We start from the raw sequence: 25,357 nt of genomic DNA, 5'->3' as shown, positions 1-25,357 counted from the left end.
TTAAAAATTGCATATTTGTAAATAATGTTTACATAACATTAAGGTGTTTCTTTTAACCTTTCCGTATCATTTTTTTAATCTGTTTAAAGGGCTGCCTTAACTCTTGTGTTGGATATTTGTTGATAAATAATTAACCAAATTTTACAAATACTCAACAAATGAAAAAATCAATCTTAACGTTTTTACTTGCCTTTACTGTAAGTATCATTGGTTATTCCCAAGTTACTTTTACAGGGCAGGTGGTTGACGAGAACAACGTGCCCTTGCCTGGGGCATCGGTTGTTGTAAAAGGTAGTAGCGTGGGTGTTGCTACAGACTTTGATGGGAACTTTGAAATAGAGTTGCCCCAGGGAGGAGAAACCTTGGTAGTTTCCTATATAGGTTATATCCCTTTAGATTTTGACACTACTGGAAAAAATACGGCAACCATAGTGTTGCAAGAAGATTCCCAGCAGTTGGAAGAGGTTGTCGTAACTGCCCTGAACATTACCCGGGACGAAGAGTCCTTGGGATATTCCGTTCAAAAAGTTGCAGGAGAGGAAATCTCACAATCCACAAGTACAAACACCGTAAGTACCTTGTCCGGTAGAACGGCAGGTGTTCAGGTGGTTACCAACGGTACGGGACCTGGACAGTCCTCATCGGTCGTCATCAGGGGATATTCCTCCATGCAAGGTGACAACCAACCATTGTTTATTGTGGATGGTATCCCAATTAACAACAATACTGACACAAGGACCAACACGTTGGGCGGTGCTTCCAACATGAACTTGGATTATGGTAATGGTGCAGCCGAAATCAACCCGGATGATGTGGAATCCATATCCGTACTTAAAGGTGCAAATGCAACAGCGCTTTACGGTTCCAGAGCAGCGAACGGTGCGGTCATCATTACCACTAAATCCGGTAGAGGTCGTAAAGGAGGAGTGAGTTTTAGTTCCAAGACCACTTTTGAGAGTGTATTGAAAGCTCCGGAATATCAAGGCGTATATGGTCAAGGTAAAAACTTTGATTTCTCCTTTGTAGATGGTTACGGAAGTGGTACATACGATGGTGTGGATGAATCCTGGGGCCCGCTTTTGGACGGTACCTTGCGTGCGCAGCACGACTCCCCAACATCCAACGGTCTTCGTGGTGGTGATGTTCACGGATTGGATTATGTACTTGGTTCTTCTGGGGTCGATTTAGATAGAAGAGGGACCATTACCCCAACACCTTTTGTGTACGGAGGAAATCCCGCAGAAGAATTTATGGAAACCGGTAGAACCTTGATCAATACGGTTTCATTCTACGGGTCTAACGATAACGGAAATTACAGAGTAAGCTATACCAACTTGGACAACAAGGGTATTGTTCCAAATACGGATATCAAGAGGAATACTATATCTGCTTCGGGAGATTATCAAATTACCGATAAATTAAAGGTATCATCCAAGATCAATTATATACGTTCGGACTCGGATAACCGCCATGTGAATGGTTACGGTACCGAATCTGTGATGTATCTGTTCATGTGGTGGGGGCAACAGGTCAATGTAAATAGTTTAAGAAACTACTGGCAAGATGGTCTGGAAGGCTTCCAACAGTTTAACTACAACTATAATTACCACGACAACCCATACTTTACCATGTACGAGAATACAAATGGTTTGGCAAAGGATAGGATCATAGGAAATCTTTCTGCTACTTATGACATCAGTGATGACTTTAAATTCATGGTAAGAGGAGGGCGTGATTTCTTCTCTGAATACAGATTCATAAAAAGAGCGTATTCTACGCAGCGTTTTCCAAACGGTCAGTACAGGGAAGATAAAATCAACTTTCAAGAGACCAACTTGGATTTCTTGTTGACCTTTGATAAGGATGTTACCGATAAATTCCATGTAAACGCCAACTTTGGTGGCAATAGAATGGTACAGAAAAACCACTTTAACTCCGTGATGGCCAACAAGCTTTTGATACCTGGTATCTATTCTTTATCCAATGTGGATGGAGCCTTGGTTCAGCGTACAAGCCGTCCCGAAAAGCAAATCAACTCCTTGTATGCATTTGCCCAATTGGGATGGAACAATAGTATTTACTTAGACCTTACGGCCCGTAATGACTGGTCGTCTACCTTGCCAGAGCAGAACAACTCCTATTTCTACCCATCCGCATCTTTGAGTGTGGTACTTTCTGACTTGTTCAATTTTGGAAATCAGGATGTGTTGAGCTTTGCCAAACTTAGGGGTGGTTGGGCACAGGTTGGTAGCGATACCGATGCCTACAGGCTTTCCGATTTTTACGCCTTGGGAACACCGGTGGGTGATAATCCAACGGCTAGCCCTTCCAATACATTGCCAAACTTTGATTTAAAACCAGAGATTCAGACATCATATGAGTTCGGTACCGATTTGAGGTTCTTCAACAATAAGCTGTCGCTGGATGCTACCTACTATAACACAGTTTCCAAAAACCAGATTTTGGATATTGATTTGCCGATTACCTCTGGTAAAACCGCAAGAACCATCAATGCGGGAAAAATACGTAACCAAGGTTTGGAAATCATGTTGGGAGTTAATCCAATTCGCAACGAGGACTTCAACTGGAATTCTTCTTTCAATTTTGGTTTGAACCGAAACAAGGTTCTGGAATTGGCCGACGGAGTTGAAAGATATCAGTACGGAGGCAATGGTATTTCACTTATTGCAGAAGAAGGAGGCTCCCTTGGCGATATGTGGGGAACAGGTTTGGTAAAAGTGGAAGATGAGAACAGTCCTTATTATGGAGAAGTCATCTTTAACGAAGGTTTGGTACAGCAGGACAATACCTTGAGAAAAGTTGGAAACTTTAATCCGGACTTTACCTTGGGCTGGAACAATACCATAACCTACAAAAACCTTTCACTTAATTTCTTGTTTGATTGGAGACAAGGTGGAGAACTATTGTCCAGAACCCGTTTGATCGCTGCCACTTCCGGTAATGTTGTGGAAACACTTTGGGGCCGTTCGCCAGAATACGGAGGGCCTCATCCGGGTATTACCGACTCAGGTCTTTCATATACCGATGACAATGGTATCACCCAAACAGATGGTATTATCGGAGATGGTGTAAAACTACAAGATGGCGAATATGTGCCCAACGACGTCATTGTGCCTGCCAATGCATACCACAACAACAGATACAGAAGGGATAATGATACCGAAGGTATTTACGATGCCACTTTTGTGAAACTGAGAGAAGCCAGATTGACCTACGATTTCCCGACCAAATTGTTCAAGGGAGACGATATTAAAAAATTGAGCTTCTCAGTGATTGGGACCAACCTTTGGTTGTGGGCCAAGGATTTCAACCATGGAGATCCAGAACTATTGTCCTTCGGGAGCGGAAGCTATGTGCCAGGGGTGGAAAATGCCACCGTACCGACCACGCGTAGCTTAGGATTTGCAATCAACGTAGAATTTTAATCAGGTTAACAATAACAACATGAAAAAGATATTTTTAATAGCGACAGTACTTGCGATGACCCTGTGGTCTTGCGACAAGTTTGACGTGAGCAACGAGAACCCGGATGTTGCCTTGAACATCAACCAAAACCCCGAACTTCTTTTGACCAATCTTCAAAGAAGGTCCATCAGGGAAGCTGTAAGTGGATCTTGGAGCGAAGGTAACCTTATGGGGCAATATGGAGCCCGAATTGTATTTACCTCTTTTGATTTGTTTGATTGGGGAGATCAGAGCGGGGCATGGAACAATTATTACTATACGATTAGAGATGCCAAGGAATTGGAAAAATTGGCCAGTGAGACCGATTTGAACAGTTATGTTGCCGTTTCCAAGATCATGCAGACATGGGCTTTCAGTATCTTGACCGATATGTGGGGCGATGTGCCTTACTCCGAGGTAAATCAGGCGAGTGAGGAAAACTACACACCGATGTACGATGAACAAGAGGCCATTTACACATCAATGCTTTCCGAGCTTGCTGCTGCAAACACGCTTCTATCAGGTTCAAATTTGACACAAATCAAAGGAGATTTACTTTTTGATGGCGATGTGGACATGTGGAGAAAGTTTGCCAATTCACTCAGGATGCGTTTGGCACTTCGATTAAGCGAAGTTTCTCCGTCGGTTGCGTCTGGGGTAATAAGCGAGATTTATGGAAACCCGGGCCAATTCCCGATTATGGAATCCAATGGGGATAATGCGGCTCTTACATTTTTGGCAGCAAATCCAGATGCACACCCGGTAACCGAAGAGTCCGTTTATCGTGTGGGATCTTATAACGAATACAGGATTTCAGAGCATTTCGTGACCATGTTGAAAGACTTGAACGACCCTCGATTGGAGTTCTTTGCCGATCCAACGGCCAACTCGGTGGAAGAAGAATCCCCAAAGATTGTTGGTATGTTGAATGGAGTTGTGGACGGACCCGCATACACTTATCAAGGTGGGGATGCATTCCTATCAAAATTCAATATCGATTATTTCTACTTTCAGCCCAACACCAACCAAGCCAGATTGATGCTATATTCAGAAGTGCAGTTTATTTTGGCCGAAGCGGCCCAAAGAGGTTGGATCAATGCCGATGCCCAAACATTTTATGAAGAAGGGGTTACTGCCAACTTCGAATATTGGGGAGTTGAATTACCAACTGATTATTTGACAAGCGCAGGAGTTGCTTTCGACAATAGTTTGGAAACCATCATGACCCAGAAGTATATCAACTTGTTCTACACGGATTACCAAGGATTTATAGAGTATAAAAGAACTGGATTCCCATCAACCATTGAGCCAGGACCGGATGCTTTCTACGATGTCTACCCAAGTAGATTCGAATATCCTAGTAACGAGGAATCTTTGAACAACGCAAACTATTCGGAAGCCTCCAACAGGATAGGAGGAGACCAGATAACCACCAAGGTTTGGTGGGAAAACTAGGGTTTAGCAATGTTTAAAGGAAAACTTCATAAAGCAATGATCATGACCACGGGAATTTTGTTCCTGTGGTCTTGTTCCTCCAAAAAGAAACATACTCCAAAGGGAATTGATCACATTGTTGTCATTGGAATAGATGGGATGAGTCCCGACGGAATTCAAAAAGCAAATACCCCAACCTTGGATTCCATGGTTCAGCATGGAGCCGCTACCATGCACGCCAGGTCGGTACTTCCATCCAGTTCCAGCCCCAATTGGGCCAGCATGATCATGGGTGCCGATACCGAACAACATGGGGTGACCTCTAATGGCTGGGAAAAGTTCGATCATCAGTTGCCCCCCGTTGTGGTTACCGAAAACGGTGCTTTTCCAACGATATTCACACTTTTTAAAGATCAGCAACCCCAAGCTCATGTAGGGGCCATCTACGATTGGGACGGGTTCGGACGCTTGTTCGAAAAAGCTGATGTGGATTTTGATATTGATGGGGACCACGAGGATAAAACCACCGAAGCTGCTGTAAACTATATCAAAGAACATACGCCAAAATTCACATTTGTGCACCTTGATCATGTGGATCATGCAGGTCATGCTTTGGGACACGGAAGCCCTGAGTATTACAAATCCGTGGAAAAGGCTGATTCCTTGATTGCAGAAATCGTAGATGCCACCAAACAAGCTGGAATCTTTGAGAAAACCATGTTCATTGTTTCCGCAGATCACGGAGGATTGGGATTTGGTCATGGAGGCGAAAGCTTGGCTGAAATGGAAATTCCGTTCATCCTATATGGAACGGGCATCAAAAAAGGCTACAAGATTGAAGAAACCGTTTACCAATACGATAATGCGCCGACCGTTGCCTACGCCATGGGGTTACAAACACCTCAATCTTGGATAGGCCGACCTGTAAAGGGCGCTTTTGTAGGAAATGAAGCCCCAAAACTGATCTTCAAGCGAAAAGAGCAAATTACGCCCCCCAAAATTCTTCCGGATGCAGGCTATTTTGAGCCGGCCGGAGGAGTTTTTAAAGCGGATTCTGTGGCTGTGGTCATGCAGAACCCGAACAATATTGGGGAGATTCGATATACCATTGGCAATAATGTGCCCACCTTGGGAAACAGTCAAGTTTACCAAGATACCTTTTATCTAAAGGAGACAAATATTATCAAAGCTGGTGTTTTTCAGAACGACCGATTGGCGAGTACCGTTGCCGAAGGAAGCTTTAGAATTCTATCGGAGAGCAAACAAGACCCTGTGAAATTTCAGGTGTACCAAGTGGGCGGTATAGAAAAGCTGCCCGACTTTACATCTCTGAACCCTACTTACAAGGGTTTTGTTACCGAATTCTCACATAAACAGGCGCTTTTTGATGATATGCCCCAAGAACAAGTAGCTGTGGTTTTTGAAAGTTATTTGGAAGTTCAGAAAGCAGGGAAATATACTTTTTTTACCAATAGTGATGATGGGAGCAGGCTATTTGTGAACGGTTCTGAAATCGTGGACAACGATGGCGACCATGGCGTTAGGGAACGCAGCGGTTCTTTGAAGTTATCCGAAGGAAGGCATTTGGTGCGCGTTGAATTTTTCAATGGAGGTGGAGGCTATCATTTGGATGTAAAGTATTCAGGTCCCGATATTCCAAAACAGATTATTCCAGCAAATCAATTGTATAGAAAGAAATGAGTATGCATTTCAACCTTAAAAACCCTTTTATGCTCATCATCATTTTAATGATACAATTTTCACATGGGCAAAAACAACAATTGCCCGATTGGGAACCTGGTTTTTTGGATATCCACCACATTAATACGGGTAGGGGAGATGCTGCTTTTATGATCTTCCCCGATGGCACGACCTTGTTGGTGGATGCCGGCGATATGTCCGAAACACATGCAAGGACCACCTCGAGCAGAAATGCAAAGCTGGTTCCCAATGGGTCCAAAACGGCACCTGAATGGATTGTGGATTATATCGACCAATTCCTGCCCACAAAACAAGAACGAAAACTGGATTATGCCTTGATCACCCATTACCACGACGATCACTTTGGTGAGGTCGATTCCTTGCGAAAAATAGCTCTTGGAGGATATCAGCTTACGGGAATCATGGAAGTGGGCACTTTGATCCCGATCAATACATTGATCGATCGTGGATTTGAATTTCCCGTCAACCTGAAGGATGGAAAAGTGCAATCCCAAGAGCGATTTTCCAAGGATAACTATGGAATGATTCCTACCTTGAAGGAGTATTGGAAATTTATCGATTACCAATCGGAAAAAGTAGGGTTGAAAAACGAAGCCTTGCAGGTGGGCAGCAACCATCAAATTGTATTACAACAACATCCGACGGATTATCCTGATTTTTCAGTACGGAACATTGCCTCCAGTGGTACTATTTGGGCGGGTTATAATGATACTTTTTATACCCTTTTTGAGCAAGGGGAATACCATGGGGAGAATCCTTTGAGCAATGTCATCCGAATAGATTATGGGAAATTCAATTACTATACTGGAGGTGATATTTCGGGTATAGATGGCTTTGGGCAAACAGATTTGGATGCATTGGAGTCGCATGTGGCACCCGTGATTGGAGCTGTGGATGTGGCCACGTTGAATCATCATGGGAACCGGGATTCCCAAAACCCATTTTATGTACGGACCATTAGGCCGCGGGTCTGGATCCAACAAAATTGGACGGCCGATCATCCCGGAGAGGAAGTCCTCCGAAGGATAACATCAAAAGAACTATACCCCGGAGACCGGGATATTTTTTCGACCATTATGCTACAAGGCACCAAAGATGTGATTGGTGGCAGGTTGGATCAATATAAAGGTCAAGAAGGACATATTGTTGTTCGGGTGTACGACAACGGCGATTCTTACGATATTTACGTGCTGGATGATACCACCGAAGAGCGAGAAATAAAAAGCAAGCATGGACCATACAAAGCGCGATAGGCACAACGCAGAATCTGTTGTGGAAGGCGACATCAACCTGACTCCTGCCCGGAGCCAATGGTTGCAGAACGAAGTGAGCGAGGAAACCAAGGAACTATTGGAAAAGGATGCCAAATATTTTATGCATCAATCCATGTCGACACCCTGTTTGGATGTACTTCAAAATTGCGAGGGCTCGCATATAATAAGTGTGTCGGGCAAGAAATACCTCGATTTTCATGGGAACAATGTGCACCAAATTGGTTTTTCGCATCCAAAGTTGGTTGCACGGCTAACGGAACAGCTACAAAACCTGACGTTTTCCACAAGACGCTACGCCAATGAAACAGCAGTTCAATTTGCGGAGAAATTGACTTCCTATACGCCTAAAGGTCTCAATCGCATCTTGTTGACGCCAAATGGAAGTTCGGCCATAGGCATTGCCTTAAAATTGGCCAGGGCCATAACGGGCAAGCACAAGGTGGTCTCGTTTTGGGATTCGTTCCACGGAGCCTCCCTGGATGCCATCAGTGTGGGTGGTGAAGCGGTCTTTCAGGAACATATGGGACCATTGATGCCCGGTGTGGAACGTATTCCGCCACCAATTACCTATCGGGGTATATTCGAAGGAAACGAGGACAAGGCATTGGAGTATCTACAATATGTTTTGGAAAAAGACCATCAAATTGGAGCTTTTTTGGCAGAGACCATTCGCAATACCGATGTGCAGATTCCATCAAAAAAATTCTGGAAAGCGGCTAGGGAGCTTTGTACCAAACATGGTGTTTTGTTGATTTTGGATGAAATCCCGATCGCTTTTGGAAGAACGGGGACCATGTTCGCCTACGAACTTTTTGATATAGAACCCGATATTCTATGTTTGGGAAAAGGCCTTGGAGGAGGGATTATTCCACAGGCCGCCATTGTTACCCGCGAAGAATACAACAAATTCGGACATATCTCACTTGGTCATTACACGCACGAGAAAAGTCCGTTGGGATCCATGGCGGGATTGACACTTTTAGAGGTGTTAGAAGAAGAAAACATCCTGCAAAAGGTTAAGGAGGATGAGGAATTCATGAAAAAGGCCCTGTACAAAATGCATCGGAAATATTCCTTGATAGGGGATGTACGTGGCGTAGGACTGCTTTGGGGCATTGAACTGGTGACTAATAGAATGACCAAAGAAAAAGCAACGGCCGAAGCCGAAGAAATTATGTACGAGTGCCTAAAACAAGGATTAAGTTTTAAAGTTTCCAAAGGAAACGTACTGCAACTGTCACCTCCATTGACCATAACCAGGGAAGAACTGGAAAATGCCTTTGAAATTTTAAACGAGGCGTTTCTAAAAACCAATGCCATAGCCTAATGAAAAAAATCAACCAATTACTTATCGTTTGCTGTTTGGGTTTGATGAAACTATCAGCCCAAACCGAGCCCCAAATTTTAGTTCAACCCTATCTTCAAGATGCCGAACCGAACTCCATTGTAATCATGTGGGAGACCACTAGCGGGGAAGAAAGCATTGTTGAGTGGGGAACCACGGAAAAATTGGGTAAAAAAACCTCAGGGAAAGCTGAGGATATCAATTTTTCCGATTCAAGGGTGCATACCGTGAAATTGGAAGGCCTCGAGCGCTTTACGGAATACTACTACCGGGTAAAAACGGGAAAAGCAAAATCGGACATCCATCAATTCAAGACCCCACCTTTTTCAAGTGACGAGGAATCTTTCAATATTGTTGCCATGAGCGATATGCAATACGATAGTCAGCATCCGAACAAGTTTTCTGAAATCGTGAACCAAGGGGTTCTTCAGTATTTGGAACAGGAGCATGGAGGTAAGTTGCCCGATAATCTGGCCATGGTAATGATACCCGGCGATCTAGTGCAGAGCGGCAGCAAATATTACCAATGGAAAGAACATTTCTTCGACCCTGCTCAAAAACTCTTTGCTGAGGTGCCCGTATATCCAGTTTTGGGCAATCATGAGCGCAATTCCGTTTTCTACTTCAAATACTTCAGCCTTCCAGAAAATGGAACGCCGGCCTATGCCGAGCATTGGTGGTACAAGGATTATGGAAATACCCGAATCATCGGTTTGAATTCCAACGACGGTTATCGGGACCTTCGCGAGCAATATGAATGGTTGGAACAAGTGCTGTCGGATACGGAAAAGAACGATGACATTGATTTTGTGTTCGCACAACTCCATCATCCGCACAAATCGGAACTATGGATTCCGGGCGAGGAAGAATCCACAGGCAAGGTGGTAAAAATGTTGGAAGCCTTCTCGACCAAAACAGGAAAGCCCAGTATCCACTTTTTCGGGCATACCCATGGCTATTCAAGAGGGCAGTCCAGAGATCACAAACATTTGTGGATCAATGTGGCCTCTGCAGGTGGCGCCATAGATAACTGGGGCGAGTTCGAAGGCAGGGATTATGATGAGTTTACCGTTACACAGGACGAATATGGTTTTGTAATGGTAGAAGTGGACGGAAACCGTAGTGATCCAAAATTTACCATCAAGAGAATAAGTCAAGGGAACAATATTGAAGGAAGGGACAATGAACTTCGCGATAGCATTACCATCTGGCGATTGGAGAAAAAGCCCAAAGCCCCCAAAGTGGTTTCTCCAATAAACAATGAAATGGTGAATGAAGAATTTGCAATGCTGAAAGCTGGAGAATTTTCAAGTCCACTGAGTGGTGCTTTCCATGCGGCTGCACATTGGCAAGTTTCCCAAACCCCGGATTTTAAAAAGTTGGATTTGGATAGTTGGAAACAGTTCCAAAACTGGTATTACAAAGAAAACCGTCAAAAAGAGGACGATTTGACCGATGAGAAAACCAAACGATTACAACCCAATACTACTTATTATTGGAGGGTTCGGTACCGTGACCAAAACTTGAACTGGAGTGGTTGGTCCGAAACAGCAACATTTAAAACACCACAGGAAAATGAAAAATAGAATTTTATTTTTGATGGCTGCTTTTGTAGCAATACTCAATATCCATGCACAAAATGAGACAGACACAAAAGTGGTATTGATTACATTGGACGGTTTCCGTTGGCAGGAACTCTTTTTGGGAGCGGATTCCCTTTTGATCGGTAACAAGGATTATGTGCATGATGCGGAAATGTTGAAGGAGGCTTTCTGGCGAGAAACAGCGGAAGAACGACGAGAAGCATTATTGCCCTTTTTCTGGAGACAAGTGGAAAAAATGGGCCAGATACATGGTAACCGAAATAAGGGAAGTAAAGTCGACTTGACCAATAGTATGTGGTTCTCCTATCCAGGGTACAACGAAATTTTGACGGGAACTGCTGATGATAAAAACATTCGGAGCAATGATAAAATCCCAAACCCAAACACTACCATTTTGGAACGATACAATAATACTCCCGAAGGAAAAGGTAAAGTAGCTGCCTTTGGCAGTTGGGATGTATTTCCGTACATCATCAACGAGGAGCGATCAGGGGTTCCCGTCAATGCAGGATTTGAGTCTGTTAGGGGAAAGCTGAACGAAAGGGAGAAGTTTTTGAACCAGCTACAGCGACAGATTCCAAGTCCGTGGAGCTCTGTTAGATTGGATGCGTTTACCCATCATTACGCCTTGGAGTATATGAAAAAGGAGCATCCCAAACTGGTATATATCTCCTATGGAGAAACGGATGACTTTGCCCATGATGGGGACTATCAAGCATATTTAAAATCGGCACACAACACCGATGCCTTGATAAAAGAGATTTGGGAATTCACCCAACAGGATACATTTTATAAGGACCAAACCGTGTTTTTGATTACCACGGATCATGGACGGGGAACGGAACCCTTGGATACTTGGAAGAGCCATGGAAGTCAAATAAAGGGAGCCGATGCTGTTTGGATGATAGTCTTCGGAAAGGGCATTAAGGCCTTGGGCGAGGTGGAGCAGGAGAAACAATTGTATACCAACCAGCTTGCGCCCACTGTCTTACAATTATTGGGAATGCCCATTGCCAAAGAGATCAAGGGTGAACCTTTGAAACTTTGAGTTGGAATGGAAGCTCAATTATCCGTCCTTGGATAGGATAATAGGGACCAATATAGGTAGTTGAATTCAACCATCCTGTAGGTTAATTTAATCGAAAAGAATTCCCCGCATGCTTGCATCGGGGTTTCCGTTACAATTGTCATTCCTGTGAAAACGGGAATCAAATAATAGAATTTAGGTTTTTTGCCCTAGTGCCAAAATAAAACCGGCGAAATACCCCTGTGGCTTGATCCAGGGATAGCTGGTTTCAAGGAATTCTTTATTTAAACATATTTTGCACACGAACGGATTCCCTTACATTTTTTTGAAATCCTTAATATGTAACTTGCCGAATCCCAGGATAGGCAAATCCACATTATGGTACAAACTCTACTTCTTCCTGCCATGAATGTTGCTACGATATAATGATATCAATGGCAACGAGAATAAAGGAGTCTTTTATTGCCTATTTTTGTAGCAGTTTCGATAAGTGCGAATATGCTATATGTAAAAGAAAATAGGTGGGTTTCTTCTTTAATTAAATAGAATTCCCTGCATGCTTGCATCGGGGTTTCCGTTGCAACTGTCATTCCCGTGAAAACGGGAATCCAATAATAGAATTTCGGTTTTTGACCTTGGTATCAAAATGAAACGAGCAAAATACCTCTGTGGCTTGCCCTAGGGATAGTTGGTTTCAAGAAATTATTTATTTCGAAACGAATTTACAGATTCAAAATGCTGTGTGATTTAAATAAGATATTAATTAAAGGATCCATGCGACTTAATGGTCAATAAGTTTTAAGTACCATGATAAATACAGAAGAAAAATTAAAGGAAAGGGTTAAAGAGTTGACCTGTCTCTACGAGGTCACTTCAATTATTGTGAATTCCGGATACGACGAACTGTCCACTTCTTTGGAAACCATTGCCTATTGTTTAAAAAGGGGGTGGCAGTTTCCTGAGGATGCCGAGGCAGTAGTATCCATTGGTACATATCAAGTGCAAACCAATGGGTTCAACGAGCAAATGACCTGTCTATCTTGTGATGTCATTGTGTTTAATAAGGTGGAAGGAACCATATCCGTGGGTTATCCAGCTTCTGCCTATACCCTTGAAGATTTTCTTCGAGAAGAAAGAACCTTGTTAAAAAATGTATGCCTTGCAGTCGGAAACTTTATGGAACGTAAGCAGATCCATGATAGCGAAGCAGAAACGAAAAAGCAGATGGAGCGTAATGATCGTTTGCATATCATGGGAGAGATTACCGCTGGAATAGCCCATGAACTCAATACTCCTTTGGCCAATATTTTGGGATTTGCCGAATTATTGTTGGATGAAACTACAGATACGAAGACTAGAAGGGATTTACAAACGATTTTGGACAATGCCATTTTCAGTAGGGAAATTGTCAAAAAACTTATGTTCTTTACCTGTGAAATGCCGCAACAGATGGAATTGGTAGAGCTGAACAGGGTAATGGACAGTGTGATACGCCTGATGGGACCTTCCCTTAGGGCTAAACAATTATCGGTTGCCAAATCCTATGCTAGCGGCGACATACTGGTTCGTGCCAATACCGTACAATTGACCCAGGTCATGTTCAACCTTATTATGAACGCGGCCTATTATTCACCGATACGGGGAGAAATCAAGGTTGAAATATTTAGCGAGAAGCAAAAGGTTATCATTAATATCATCGATCAAGGAGAAGGCATTGCACCTGATAAGGAAAACAAGGTGTTTGAACCTTTTTATACCACTAAACCGATCGGGGAAGGGACAGGTCTTGGCCTAAGTGTCGTTCACGGTATCATCAAAAGTTATAAGGGCACCATTGAGCATAGGCCCAATGTGCCAAAAGGAACTATTTTTACCATAGAGTTTCCAAATTGATGCTTATGCCATTGAACAAAGAGAACATTCTTATTGTAGATGATGATATCAAGATTTTGGAACTGTTGGCAAGAAGGCTCAAAGAGTTCAACTACCATGTTTTTAAGGCGATATCGGTTAAGGAAGCCTTGTTTATACTGAAGGATACTTCCATTGACCTATTGATTACGGATATTCAAATGCCGGAAGTCGATGGCATTCAATTATTAAAGTATACCAACGAGCATTACCCCAATATGCCAAAATTGGTGGTTACGGGATACCCATCCGTTGACGGTGCCTTGGAAGTGTTCAAGTCCGGTGCCATGGACTACATGACCAAGCCCTTTACAAAAACAGAACTCAAACTGGCCGTGGAGAGAGCATTGGAAAAAAGGCAAGAACAGCAAGGAGCACTTACTTTTTCCCGAACGCAAAATCTGCCGTTCAAGGAAATGGTGGGCGATTCTACCACCTTCAATCAAGTTCTTACCATTATAGATAGGGTCAAGGATAACAGGGCAACGGTATTGATACAAGGGGAAAGTGGTACTGGAAAGGAATTGGTGGCGCGGGCCATCCACTACTCGGGAAAATACAGCAAAGGACCCTTTATTGCAGTAAACTGCGGAGCGATTCCGGATAACTTGCAAGAAGCGGAATTGTTTGGATATACTAAAGGGGCTTTTACCGGGGCAGACCAAAATCGCAACGGTTTTTTTCAGGCGGCATCCGGGGGCACGCTCTTTCTGGACGAAATAGGTAATGCCTGTTTGGATGTACAGGCCAAATTATTGAGGGCATTGCAAGAAAAGGAAATTACCAAGGTCGGTTCCAGAACTTTGGAAAAAGTTGATCTACGTATTGTTGCGGCCACCAATATGGACCTTTTGGAAGAAATCAAGAAAAAAAACTTTCGGGAAGACCTTTATTATCGTTTGACCGTTGTGGAGATAAAGGTGCCCCCATTACGCAAACGAAAATCCGATATTCCCCTACTGGTGGATCGGTTCCTTCAAAAATACGGTATGGAGTATAGGGACCAATTGTTGCGAATCGATTCTGAAGCCTTGAAAATACTGAAACGTTATCCTTGGCCGGGAAATATAAGGGAACTTGAAAATGTCATACAACGATCGGTAATCATGGCGGATGGCCCAATTGGTGTCAAGGACTTACCAGACTTTTTAAAATATGAGATAGATTTTCCAGAAGAGGAATTTATGCCCTTAAAGGATATGGAAAGAAAGTATATCAAACGAGTGCTACTCCATGCCAAAGGGAACAAGACCAAAGCTGCAGAGATTTTACAGATTAGTCGAAAAACGCTTCGTGACAAGCTCGATTGATTCGGTCAACTTCTTACCAACCGGGTAGAAAACTCCCGGTATTTATTTTTTGAGCACTTCACTTCAATATTGTAAAATGCTGATAATAAGGAATTAAAATAAAGTGTGTTTCTTTTTGTCTTTCGAGGCATGCCATTTGCCATGTAGTGTACCAAATAGTTGTTAAGTCAATCGGGTCGAGGTAATACTTCCCGAGCTATTGTAATATGAAATCATTAATGACGATAAGATACTCTTTGGGATATGGAAACTTACAATACCTATAATGGTTTTTCGGCCCATTAAAACACTATATCCCATTCACTGATAAAAAAGAACAAGAACCCATAAAAATAAACAGTCTTATGAACGAATTTGTACGCAGCTTATGTTCTACCTGTATTCACAGATCGTTTTGTGCTTTGACAAAAGAAAGATCATATATCAATCTATGTAATGAATACTATCACTATCTGGAAGATGATAAAGAAGCCACTATAGTGATTTCGGATGAAATGTATTAAACAATGAAAAATAGGTGCTCAGTACCCCAAAATATTTAATTATGACAACAACGATAACATCTAAAAAAAAGCAACCAAAACAAGGGATGTTGGACAATGTAATGCGCCAGTTCAACAATGCAGCCAATATTATTGAACTCAATACCAACATTAGAAAAATCCTTGAAGTTACCAATAATGAATTTGTGGTTCATTTTCCAGTGCGAATGGATAATGGCGAAGTAGAAATTTTCACAGGCTACCGGGTTCAGCACAATAATGCTCTAGGGCCCTACAAAGGTGGATTGCGTTACCACCCTACTGTAGATATTGATGCGGCCAGAGCCTTGGCCATGTGGATGACCTGGAAAACCTCTTTGGCAGGATTGCCCTATGGTGGAGCCAAGGGAGGGATACAATTGGATCCCACCAAATATTCCCAAGATGAACTGCAACGGATTACCAGAAGGTTTACATACGCCCTTGGTGACAATATTGGACCGGAACTGGATATCCCAGCGCCGGACGTCAATACCAATCCCCAGACGATGGCCTGGATATTGGATACCTATATGTCCACCAAATCCCCCAACGAACGCTCGAAGAATCTGCATGTGGTCACGGGCAAACCCATTGGTGCCGGTGGTTCCGAAGGAAGAGACCGGGCAACGGGCTATGGTGTTTTTCTGACTATCAAATTTTGGGCGGAACACAAAGGGATTGACTTAAAAGGTAAAAAGTTCATTGTACAGGGATTTGGTAATGTAGGCTATTGGGCGGCCTATTTCCTAAAAAAAGAGGGAGCGATACTGACCGCTGTACAGGATGCCTATGGAAGTATCCATAACGAAGAGGGCATTTCCCCAGAAAATCTTTTGGAATATGCAAAGGCCAATAAAGGAAGTATCTCTGGCTTTGCTGGGGCAAATCCTATTGATAACACCGATTTTTTTGGTTTGGATTGTGATATCTGTATTCCCGCTGCCTTGGGCAACCAGATTACGGTGGACAATGCCCATAAAATTAAGGCCAGCCTAATCGCGGAAGGTGCCAATGGGCCAACCGATGTAAAGGCGGAAGAGATTCTTCTAAACCGAGGTATTGATATCATACCGGATATCCTGTGCAATTCAGGTGGTGTTATAGGTAGTTACTTTGAATGGTTGCAAAACCGCAATGGTGAAATATGGCATTTGGACGAAGTATTGGAAAAACTGGAAAGAAAGATGCGGGAATCGTTCAACAAGGTGGTTCAGAAAACGAAAACAAAAAACCTGGACATGCGAACAGCAGCCTTTGTTATCGCCATAGAGCGACTTGAGGATACCTATGTTCAAAGGGGCATATTTCCATAATGGACCTATAAAATGTAAGGGTTTAGCTGGAGGTATAACAGTAAAACCCATAATGCTTTAAAATCGATACTATGAAATACGGCAGTTTGTTGATAGAAAAAAAGGAATATGTACTTCTCAAAAGGCTGATGAACCTTTCTGGGTACCATCTGGACAATACATGGAAAAAATCGGTAAGGAAGTTGGCGGAAGAATTGGAGACCGCAAAAATCTTAGATCAGGATGATATGCCCAAGGATGTGATACGGTTCAATTCAAATATCACTGTTGTCTCCGAGAATGGATGGCATAAAAAATTTAAGTTGGTACTACCCAGCAAAAGCGATGTGAAGAACAACTGTATATCTATATTGACTCCTATGGGGGCCGCGGTGATGGGCTATGCCAAAGGGGATTCCATTGTTTGGGAATTTCCGTCCGGCAACCAGAAACTGACCATTGAGCATATAGAACAAGAAAATGAGTCCATCAACCTAAACAGTGTACTATGAAATCGGTGAACAGACCCTACTTGCATGAATCCATAAATCGGATTATAAGTAAAAAGGACAAACTGGAAATAAGCAATTGGACCGAGACCATGGAAGGGATCAATGAAGAACTGCAGTATTTGATCCAGTTGGAAAAACGGTTATTGGGGAATCCCTCAATGCATCAAAGGCTTTTGGTGATCCAAAGGGAAAATCAACTTCGATTGGGAACATTGTACCGTTATGAACGTACTATGTTGAATGCCTTCGAATGCGATACCATGGAGTGTGATGCCTATTACCTCAATACCCATGAAAAAAATCGCGATGGTTATATGGGCCATATAAAAAACTATGCACAAATTAAATTGTTGCTGTTCTCCAAGATTTTGGAACGCTTCAACAGAAAACCTCAATAACAAGGACTGATTGGCGAATAGCACAAATTTGAAGGTAGGGTAGAATACGCTTTCCTAAAAATAGTTACGCCTTAGGTCGATTAGATAAACAATCAACATTTTTATGAAGGATTTTTTTGCCAATTTTAAAGGAGATTTATTTGGTGGTATTACTGCGGGTATTGTAGCCTTGCCCTTGGCGCTGGCCTTTGGTGTCAGCTCGGGCATGGGACCCAGTGCCGGGTTGTACGGTGCCATATTCATTAGTTTTTTCGCAGCCTTGTTTGGTGGCACCAATACCCAGATATCCGGACCTACAGCTCCCATGACCGCCGTTAGTATGGTTGTTGTTGCCGGTATTGTGGCCATAAACGATGGTAATCTTGAGAAAGCATTGCCGGCCATTTTACTGGTGTTTCTATTGGCGGGGCTAATACAGGTCATATTGGGACTTGCAGGGCTTGGAAAATACATTCGCTATATTCCATACCCCGTGGTCTCAGGCTTTATGACGGCTATTGGGGTAATCATTCTTGTTACCCAAATGTTACCTTCCATAGGCTATTACCCAAAGGAGGATATAGCATTTGTGGATCAATATAGACCCCAGGCGGAAGAGGTTATTCTAAAAAATATTCTTCAGGAAGAATCCAATGAAGGGGTACTTGTACTTGAGGATTTTCAAGAAACCATTGATAGGGCCGGGGAGGTCTCCGAGGAAAATATCCAGAGAGAAGCCCAAACCTTGGCAAATAAAGATGCTTCAGGGGTTGTTGGTACGATAAAGGTATTGCCAAGGGCCTTACAACAGATAGATTGGTTGGAACTAGCCTTGGCATTGTCCACTATTGTGATCATCTATGGCTTTAAAAGAATTACAACCGCTATTCCAAGTGCATTGGTGGCTCTATTGGTCGTTTCTGGGGTGGCCTATGGGTTTGGACTGGATTACAGGCCCATACAACAAATACCCAGCGGTTTTCCTGTTCCCCATCTGGAAATTTTTAGTGAATTTAAATTGAGCTCAGTAACTCCCTATGTTTTTACGGCCTTGACACTGGCTCTTTTGGGAGCCATAGATTCGCTATTGACTTCTGTGGTAGCGGACAACATGACCAAAACACAGCACAAGCCAAACAAAGAATTGATGGGACAGGGAATTGGAAACAGTATTGCAGCAATTTTTGGGGGTATTCCTGGCGCAGGGGCGACAATTCGAACCGTGGTCAACATCAATGCCGGTGGCAGGACCAGACTGTCAGGGATGATTGCAGGAATTCTGTTATTGGTCGTATTGTTGGCCTTGGGACCGATTGCATCCAAAATACCTGCCGCCGTTCTTGCCGGTATACTGGTTACCGTGGGTATTGGGGTTATTGATTATAAGGGACTCAAAGCCATACCGTACCTGCCCAGAGATGTCAAATTCGGACCTTTTAAGATAAGTTCCGAAGTGGTAATTATGTTGGTCGTTATGGTGTTGTCCTCCATTTGGAATCTGGTGTATGCCGTGGGAATTGGTTTGGTTATCGCTTCCCTAATGTTCATGAAAAAAATGGGCGACCTAACGGCCAAAAGGTCGGATGTCAAAACATTGTCGGAAGAAAAGGGATGGGCAGACGAGGCCAATTTTCCGGAACATCTTAAAAAAGAGGTCTTCATCAAACATTTAAAAGGACCTTTGTTTTTTGGATTTACAAGCGAGTTTCAACAATTGGCCAAACAAATACCAAAAACCGCCTCTACGGTGATAATCCGAATGGATCGGATGCAGTATTTGGACCAATCCGGACTGTATACCCTTGAGGATGTATTGATAGACCTTAAAAATGAAGGTATTACCGTACTTTTGGTACATGTCCAAGAGCAGCCCAAGTATATGATGGAGCGGGTAAACTTGATTCCATCATTGGTTTCTGAGGATCAAATATTTGATGATTTTGAGGAATGTACGGCATTTATTAAAAGCAAGGACAGGAGACTCATTGATTGACCAAACATCTTTTTTAATGCTTTTTAGCATGCGATAAGTGATGTAAGTATTCTTTTGGTTAAAACTTTAGTATGGATTGATGGATATAATAGCTGAGTTGACACAGCACGGGTTTTAAATGATTGTGGAAAACCCCAAAAATAGAAAAGGCGCTCTTTGGGCGCCTTTTTCTATAACTTAGTCAATCGAACGCCACGGAAATGCTCGAACTGACGATGTTTTTACAAATTCGGAATCACCAACACCTGATCGGGGTGGATTACGTTCGGGTCCTTTAAAATATTGGTGTTCGCATCAAAAATTTTGGTGTACTTCATTGGGTCGCCATAGTAATGCTTCGCAATTTTGCTCAAGGATTCCCCGCTCTTCACCGTATGTCTGTGGTAAACGGATTCGTCTTCCACAGTAATATTGGCCTTAATGTCCGATGGCTTCTCACCTCCAATTTCCTTGATCTTGTCCCATAAAAGGTTCTTCTCATATTGGGTCTTGGTCATTCCCTTTATTTTTAAGATATCGCCTTCAACATTTACATCGCCATTTTTCACATTCAATTTTTCACCTAGATCCAATACAGGTTGATATTTTGCTTTTACACTCATAATTCGATTTTTTACAGTTAACAATTAGAATTCTCAAGATAGTTAATATGTTCAAATTTTACTATTAAATAATTGTAATACTTTTTTTGTGTAAACCTTGCTTGTAGACTTTGTATATCAATAATTTAATTGTATTTTTGCACCCCTTTTGGCAAGGAGGCAAGAGAAAAGGGAATTAAGAAAATCATTTTAAAAACCACTTCCGCGGTAATTGTTTGGCTCTTGTAAAACGTGGAATACAAATTTTGATCAGCAGCATGGCTGAAGAAAAACAAAACGTTGAGGTAGAAGAAACTGCCGCAGCACCAGAAGTAAAAGAAACAGAACCCAAACAAGATCCTCAGGAATTTCTTGAGAATTTTGATTGGGACAAGTACGAAGAAGGAATTGAGCGAGTGGACGATACGAAGCTCAAGGAATTTGAAACACTTGTAGAGGAAAACTTTGTGGACACTGCCGACGAGGAAGTAGTTGAAGGAAAAGTAGTTCACATGACAGACCGTGAGGCTATCATTGACATCAACGCAAAGTCCGAAGGTGTGATTTCCTTGAATGAGTTCCGCTACAATCCCGACCTAAAAGTTGGTGATAAAGTTGAGGTACTTATAGATATCCGTGAAGACAAGACCGGTCAGTTGGTATTGTCACACAGAAAAGCAAGAACCATAAAAGCGTGGGAGCGTGTCAACAACGCACACGATAAAGAAGAAATCGTTACTGGATTCGTTAAATGCCGTACCAAAGGTGGTATGATCGTGGACGTATTCGGAATCGAGGCGTTCTTGCCAGGTTCTCAAATTGATGTGAAGCCTATCCGTGATTACGATCAGTATGTAGGTAAGACCATGGAGTTCAAAGTAGTGAAGATCAACCACGAGTTCAAGAACGTAGTGGTATCGCACAAAGCTTTGATCGAAGCGGACATCGAAGAGCAGAAAAAAGAGATTATCGGCCAATTGGAAAAAGGTCAAGTATTGGAAGGTATCGTGAAGAACATCACATCATACGGGGTATTTATCGACCTTGGAGGTGTGGATGGATTGGTGCACATTACCGACCTTTCTTGGAGCAGAATCAACCACCCGAACGAGGTTGTGGAGCTAGACCAGAAATTGAACGTGGTTATCTTGGACTTCGACGATAACAAGTCAAGAATCCAATTGGGTCTTAAGCAATTGGAGAAACACCCATGGGATGCCCTTGGTGATGAAATCAAAGTAGGTGACAAAGTAAAAGGTAAAGTAGTTGTAATCGCAGATTACGGTGCATTTATCGAAGTTGCCGAAGGTGTTGAAGGTTTGATCCACGTTTCTGAAATGTCTTGGAGCACTCACCTTAGGTCTGCCCAGGATTTCGTAAACGTAGGTGATGAGGTTGAAGCTGTTGTGCTGACCTTGGATAGAGAAGATCGTAAAATGTCGTTGGGTATCAAGCAATTGACTCCAGACCCATGGACCGATATTACCTCTAAATATCCTGTGGGATCACGTCACAAAGGAATCGTTAGAAACTTTACCAACTTTGGTGTATTCGTAGAGTTGGAAGAAGGAATCGACGGTTTGATTTATATCTCCGACCTTTCTTGGACCAAGAAAATCAAGCACCCATCCGAGTTTGTTACCGTAGGTGATACTTTGGAAGTAGAGGTATTGGAATTGGACGTGGAAGGACGCAAATTGAGCCTTGGTCACAAGCAGACCACAGAAAACCCTTGGGACAAGTACTCCGAGGAGTTTGCTGAAGGAACAATTCACAAAGCTGCAATTGCAGAGGTTGTTGACAAAGGAGCAACTATCAACTTCAACGAGGATATCGTTGGTTTTGTTCCACAACGTCACATGGAAAAAGAAGACGGCAAGAAACTTGTAAAAGGAGAAGAGGCCGAATTCAAGATCATCGAGTTCAACAAAGATTTCAAGAGAGTTGTGGCCAGCCACACTGCAATCTTTAGAGAGCAAGAAGATAGAAATGTGAAGGCTGCAGCCAAGAAAAGAGCCGCATCTAGCGATGAAGCTGCTCCGACCCTTGGAGATGCCAACTCAGCATTACAAGCATTGAAAGACAAAATGGAAGCTGATTCCAAGAAAAAATAATCGGACTTTTCAATGATACAAAGCCCCGCTGGAAACAGACGGGGCTTTTTTATGTCCCGAAAATTTAAAGAATTGCTTACTTTTGTATTCAACCGAGTTGGTCGCACATAGTATATGAGTCAAAAAGTTCTGCTTACTTCAAAGGAAATCAACATCATACTGCACCGGTTGGCCTGTCAGCTAATGGAAAATCATTTGGATTTCAAGGATACCGCATTGATCGGTATTCAGCCCAGAGGTGTTTTTTTGGCAGAAAGATTGGTAAAGATTCTCAAAAAGGAATACAAGATCAAACATATAGACCTTGGTTTTTTGGATATCACATTTTTTAGGGACGATTTTGGACGGGGGGAAATCCTCAAGGCCAATACCACACAAATGAATTTTTTGGTGGAGGACAAAAAAGTGGTGTTCATTGATGATGTGCTTTATACAGGAAGAAGCATCAGGGCGGCACTAACGGCCATCCAATCCTTCGGTAGGCCAAGCAATATTGAACTTTTGACATTGATAGATCGACGTTTTAGCAGGCATTTGCCCATACAGCCAACGTATAGGGGCAGGCAAGTGGATGCCATCAACAAAGAGAAAGTAAAGGTAATGTGGCAAGAGAATGACGGTGAAGATAAAGTGTATTTAGTAAGCAAATAAAAGGGAATGAGCGAGTTAAGTGTAAACCACTTGTTGGGAATAAAGTATCTGAACAAAAAGGATATATCGCTTATTTTTGAAACGGCAGATCATTTTAAGGAAGTAATCAACCGTTCCATTAAAAAAGTACCCACCCTTCGCGATATCACCATTGCCAATATCTTTTTTGAGAATAGTACCCGTACAAAACTCTCTTTTGAGCTGGCAGAAAAACGGCTATCTGCCGATGTGGTGAACTTTTCGGCAGGGCAATCCTCGGTAAAAAAGGGTGAAACCCTTATCGATACCGTAAACAATATTCTGTCCATGAAGGTGGACATGGTGGTGATGCGACACCCCAACCCTGGAGCGGGAATCTTTTTGTCACAGCATGTAAAGGCATCCATTGTAAATGCAGGTGACGGTGCCCACGAACATCCAACACAGGCATTATTGGATTCCTTTTCAATCCGTGAAAAACTGGGCGATGTAGGAGGTAAGAATGTTGTTATTGTTGGGGATATCCTACATTCCCGTGTGGCCCTCTCCAATATTTTTGCACTTAAACTACAAGGGGCCAACGTAAAAGTTTGTGGTCCAAAAACATTGATTCCAAAGCATATTGAATCTTTGGGAGTAGGTGTGGAGACCAATTTGAAAAAAGCCTTGGAATGGTGCGATGTGGCCAACATGCTCCGTGTGCAGAACGAGCGGATGGATATCAGTTACTTTCCATCCACACGTGAGTACACCCAACAATTCGGGGTCAACAAGGAACTGCTGAACAGTTTGGACAAACAAATTGTGATCATGCACCCGGGCCCTATAAACCGTGGTGTTGAAATTACAAGCGATGTAGCAGATTCCGACCAATCCATTATATTGCATCAGGTAGAAAACGGAGTGGCAGTGCGTATGGCCGTACTTTACCTATTGGCATCAAAAATTAAGTAAGAGATGATTTTCGACAAAGACGGAACAACAACGATTGTTTTTCAGGAAAAGACAACACTTTCCGGGTTTTTGGAAAACCTGAACAAAGCATACCCAAAACTCAAGCACGACAATATCGTTGTCAACCTTTTTTCTTTCAATACCTTAAAAATTGGCGATTTATTGGAGTTTTTGGACATTTCAAACACCCACAAAGGTTCTGGTAGGTCATTTGTTTTGGTGACCGATAAGTTAAACTACGACGAGATTCCTGAAGAGATAAGCGTAGTACCTACCCTGCAAGAGGCCAAGGACCTTATCGAAATGGAAGAAATAGAACGCGACCTGGGTATATGAAATTGACCGTACTTGGGTGCTATGCCGCTACGCCACGAACATTTACCAACCCTACTTCACAGGTGTTAGAGATAAAAAACCACCTTTTTTTAATTGATTGTGGTGAGGGAACCCAAGTTCAGCTTAGAAGGTATAAGATCAAGTTTTCTAGGATCAACCACATTTTTATCTCACACCTACATGGGGATCATTTTTTTGGTTTACCTGGGCTAATTTCCACCTTTAGGTTGTTGGGCAGGGGCAAGGAACTGCACATTTATGGTCCAAAGGGCATCAAAGAGGCCATTACCTTATTCTTAAAATTAGGGGATTCTTGGACCAATTATCCCTTATTGTTCCACGAATTGGAATCCAAAGAATCCGAACTGGTTTTTGAGGATGAAAAAGTCACCGTCCGAACAATTCCATTGATCCATAGGGTATACACCAATGGTTTTTTGTTTCAAGAGAAAGAATCACCGAGGACCCTCAACATTGAAGCGGTCAGAAAGTATGGCATAGATAAGAGCCAGTTCAACAATATTAAAAAAGGGATTGATGGATTGGATGCATCAGGAAACAAAGTGCCCAATAAGAGGCTCACTTTGGACCCACCCGAACCTAAAAGCTACGCTTTTTGCAGCGATACGGTCCATAATGAGGCCATTGTGCCCATTATCAAAGATGTGAAGGTGCTGTACCACGAATCCACTTTTTTGGAATCAGAAATCCACCTTTGTGAGAAAACAAAACATTCCACATCCAGGCAGGCCGCACAAATCGCTAAAAAAGCCAATGCCAAGTTGCTGATATTGGGCCATTATTCCACGCGCTACAAATCCATCGAACTATTTAAAAAGGAGGCCGAAGAAGTTTTTCCTGTTGTGGAACTAGCGGATGATGGCAAGGTGTTCGACTTTGGCAGCTGAAAAATTACAAAACTTTTACAGACCCCTTACTTTGAGGAGACCCT

At 42.6% G+C, this 25,357-nt stretch carries 19 protein-coding genes; 18 read left to right on the top strand and 1 reads right to left on the bottom strand.

Translation table 11 applies throughout. The annotated features are described in order from the left end of the window. Positions 1 to 158 precede the first annotated feature (158 nt). From GO009_RS07420 to GO009_RS07360, 13 genes are all read left to right on the top strand, one after another. Positions 159 to 3,446, top strand: a complete 3,288-nt coding sequence (locus GO009_RS07420; RefSeq protein ID WP_163625571.1) for a SusC/RagA family TonB-linked outer membrane protein — start codon at positions 159 to 161, stop codon at positions 3,444 to 3,446. Positions 3,447 to 3,465: 19 nt separating this feature from the next. Further along, positions 3,466 to 4,920 (top strand): SusD/RagB family nutrient-binding outer membrane lipoprotein, encoded by a 1,455-nt coding sequence (locus tag GO009_RS07415; RefSeq protein WP_163625570.1) that lies wholly within the window; start codon positions 3,466 to 3,468, stop codon positions 4,918 to 4,920. 9 nt (positions 4,921 to 4,929) lie between these two features. Beyond that, positions 4,930 to 6,600: an alkaline phosphatase family protein gene (locus tag GO009_RS07410; protein WP_239057412.1), complete on the top strand. Its 1,671-nt coding sequence runs from the start codon at positions 4,930 to 4,932 to the stop codon at positions 6,598 to 6,600. 29 nt (positions 6,601 to 6,629) lie between these two features. Then, positions 6,630 to 7,874, top strand: coding sequence for a hypothetical protein (locus GO009_RS07405; RefSeq protein WP_239057411.1), 1,245 nt, complete (start codon positions 6,630 to 6,632; stop codon positions 7,872 to 7,874). Next, positions 7,852 to 9,222 carry an aspartate aminotransferase family protein gene (locus GO009_RS07400; protein WP_163625568.1) on the top strand — a complete coding sequence of 457 codons (1,371 nt, stop codon included), beginning with the start codon at positions 7,852 to 7,854 and terminating at the stop codon, positions 9,220 to 9,222. Before GO009_RS07405 ends, GO009_RS07400 begins: the two co-directional genes overlap by 23 nt. Next, positions 9,222 to 10,826 carry a fibronectin type III domain-containing protein gene (locus tag GO009_RS07395; RefSeq protein ID WP_163625567.1) on the top strand — a complete coding sequence of 535 codons (1,605 nt, stop codon included), beginning with the start codon at positions 9,222 to 9,224 and terminating at the stop codon, positions 10,824 to 10,826. The genes GO009_RS07400 and GO009_RS07395 overlap by 1 nt, the downstream gene beginning before the upstream one ends. After that, positions 10,816 to 11,892: a sulfatase-like hydrolase/transferase gene (locus GO009_RS07390; protein WP_163625566.1), complete on the top strand. Its 1,077-nt coding sequence runs from the start codon at positions 10,816 to 10,818 to the stop codon at positions 11,890 to 11,892. The genes GO009_RS07395 and GO009_RS07390 overlap by 11 nt, the downstream gene beginning before the upstream one ends. A gap of 786 nt (positions 11,893 to 12,678) precedes the next feature. Continuing rightward, positions 12,679 to 13,764 carry a sensor histidine kinase gene (locus tag GO009_RS07385; protein WP_163625565.1) on the top strand — a complete coding sequence of 362 codons (1,086 nt, stop codon included), beginning with the start codon at positions 12,679 to 12,681 and terminating at the stop codon, positions 13,762 to 13,764. A gap of 5 nt (positions 13,765 to 13,769) precedes the next feature. Then, a complete protein-coding gene (locus GO009_RS07380) occupies positions 13,770 to 15,092 on the top strand; it encodes a sigma-54 dependent transcriptional regulator (RefSeq protein ID WP_163625564.1) in 1,323 nt (440 codons plus the stop codon). Positions 15,093 to 15,636: 544 nt separating this feature from the next. Further along, positions 15,637 to 16,929: a Glu/Leu/Phe/Val dehydrogenase gene (locus tag GO009_RS07375; RefSeq protein ID WP_163625563.1), complete on the top strand. Its 1,293-nt coding sequence runs from the start codon at positions 15,637 to 15,639 to the stop codon at positions 16,927 to 16,929. A gap of 71 nt (positions 16,930 to 17,000) precedes the next feature. Continuing rightward, on the top strand, positions 17,001 to 17,420 hold the full coding sequence (locus GO009_RS07370) for a GreA/GreB family elongation factor (RefSeq protein WP_163625562.1): 420 nt from the start codon (positions 17,001 to 17,003) through the stop codon (positions 17,418 to 17,420). After that, positions 17,417 to 17,818, top strand: coding sequence for a hypothetical protein (locus GO009_RS07365; protein WP_163625561.1), 402 nt, complete (start codon positions 17,417 to 17,419; stop codon positions 17,816 to 17,818). The genes GO009_RS07370 and GO009_RS07365 overlap by 4 nt, the downstream gene beginning before the upstream one ends. A gap of 103 nt (positions 17,819 to 17,921) precedes the next feature. Beyond that, positions 17,922 to 19,790 (top strand): SulP family inorganic anion transporter, encoded by a 1,869-nt coding sequence (locus GO009_RS07360; protein WP_163625560.1) that lies wholly within the window; start codon positions 17,922 to 17,924, stop codon positions 19,788 to 19,790. Between the two features lie 221 nt (positions 19,791 to 20,011). Here the strand turns inward: GO009_RS07360 and GO009_RS07355 are convergent, their stop codons facing one another. Next, positions 20,012 to 20,392 carry a LysM peptidoglycan-binding domain-containing protein gene (locus GO009_RS07355; protein ID WP_163625559.1) on the bottom strand — a complete coding sequence of 127 codons (381 nt, stop codon included), beginning with the start codon at positions 20,390 to 20,392 and terminating at the stop codon, positions 20,012 to 20,014. Between the two features lie 257 nt (positions 20,393 to 20,649). Between GO009_RS07355 and rpsA the strand changes: the two genes are divergently transcribed. The 5 genes from rpsA (at position 20,650) to GO009_RS07330 (ending at position 25,313) form a co-directional block, all read left to right on the top strand. Continuing rightward, positions 20,650 to 22,485, top strand: a complete 1,836-nt coding sequence (rpsA, locus tag GO009_RS07350; RefSeq protein WP_163625558.1) for a 30S ribosomal protein S1 — start codon at positions 20,650 to 20,652, stop codon at positions 22,483 to 22,485. 114 nt (positions 22,486 to 22,599) lie between these two features. Further along, entirely contained in the window at positions 22,600 to 23,136 is a 537-nt protein-coding gene (gene pyrR / locus GO009_RS07345) for a bifunctional pyr operon transcriptional regulator/uracil phosphoribosyltransferase PyrR (RefSeq protein ID WP_163625557.1), read from the top strand. A gap of 6 nt (positions 23,137 to 23,142) precedes the next feature. Beyond that, positions 23,143 to 24,069 (top strand): aspartate carbamoyltransferase catalytic subunit, encoded by a 927-nt coding sequence (locus GO009_RS07340; RefSeq protein ID WP_163625556.1) that lies wholly within the window; start codon positions 23,143 to 23,145, stop codon positions 24,067 to 24,069. Positions 24,070 to 24,072: 3 nt separating this feature from the next. Beyond that, on the top strand, positions 24,073 to 24,405 hold the full coding sequence (locus GO009_RS07335; RefSeq protein ID WP_163625555.1) for a ribonuclease Z: 333 nt from the start codon (positions 24,073 to 24,075) through the stop codon (positions 24,403 to 24,405). Continuing rightward, positions 24,402 to 25,313, top strand: coding sequence for a ribonuclease Z (locus tag GO009_RS07330; protein ID WP_163625554.1), 912 nt, complete (start codon positions 24,402 to 24,404; stop codon positions 25,311 to 25,313). The genes GO009_RS07335 and GO009_RS07330 overlap by 4 nt, the downstream gene beginning before the upstream one ends. Positions 25,314 to 25,357 lie beyond the last annotated feature (44 nt).

Origin of the sequence: Allomuricauda sp. TY007, assembly GCF_010468565.1 — a bacterium.
Classification (GTDB): domain Bacteria; phylum Bacteroidota; class Bacteroidia; order Flavobacteriales; family Flavobacteriaceae; genus Flagellimonas.
Note: the sequence above shows the minus strand (reverse complement) of the source record. Positions and strands in the feature narration are given on the sequence as shown.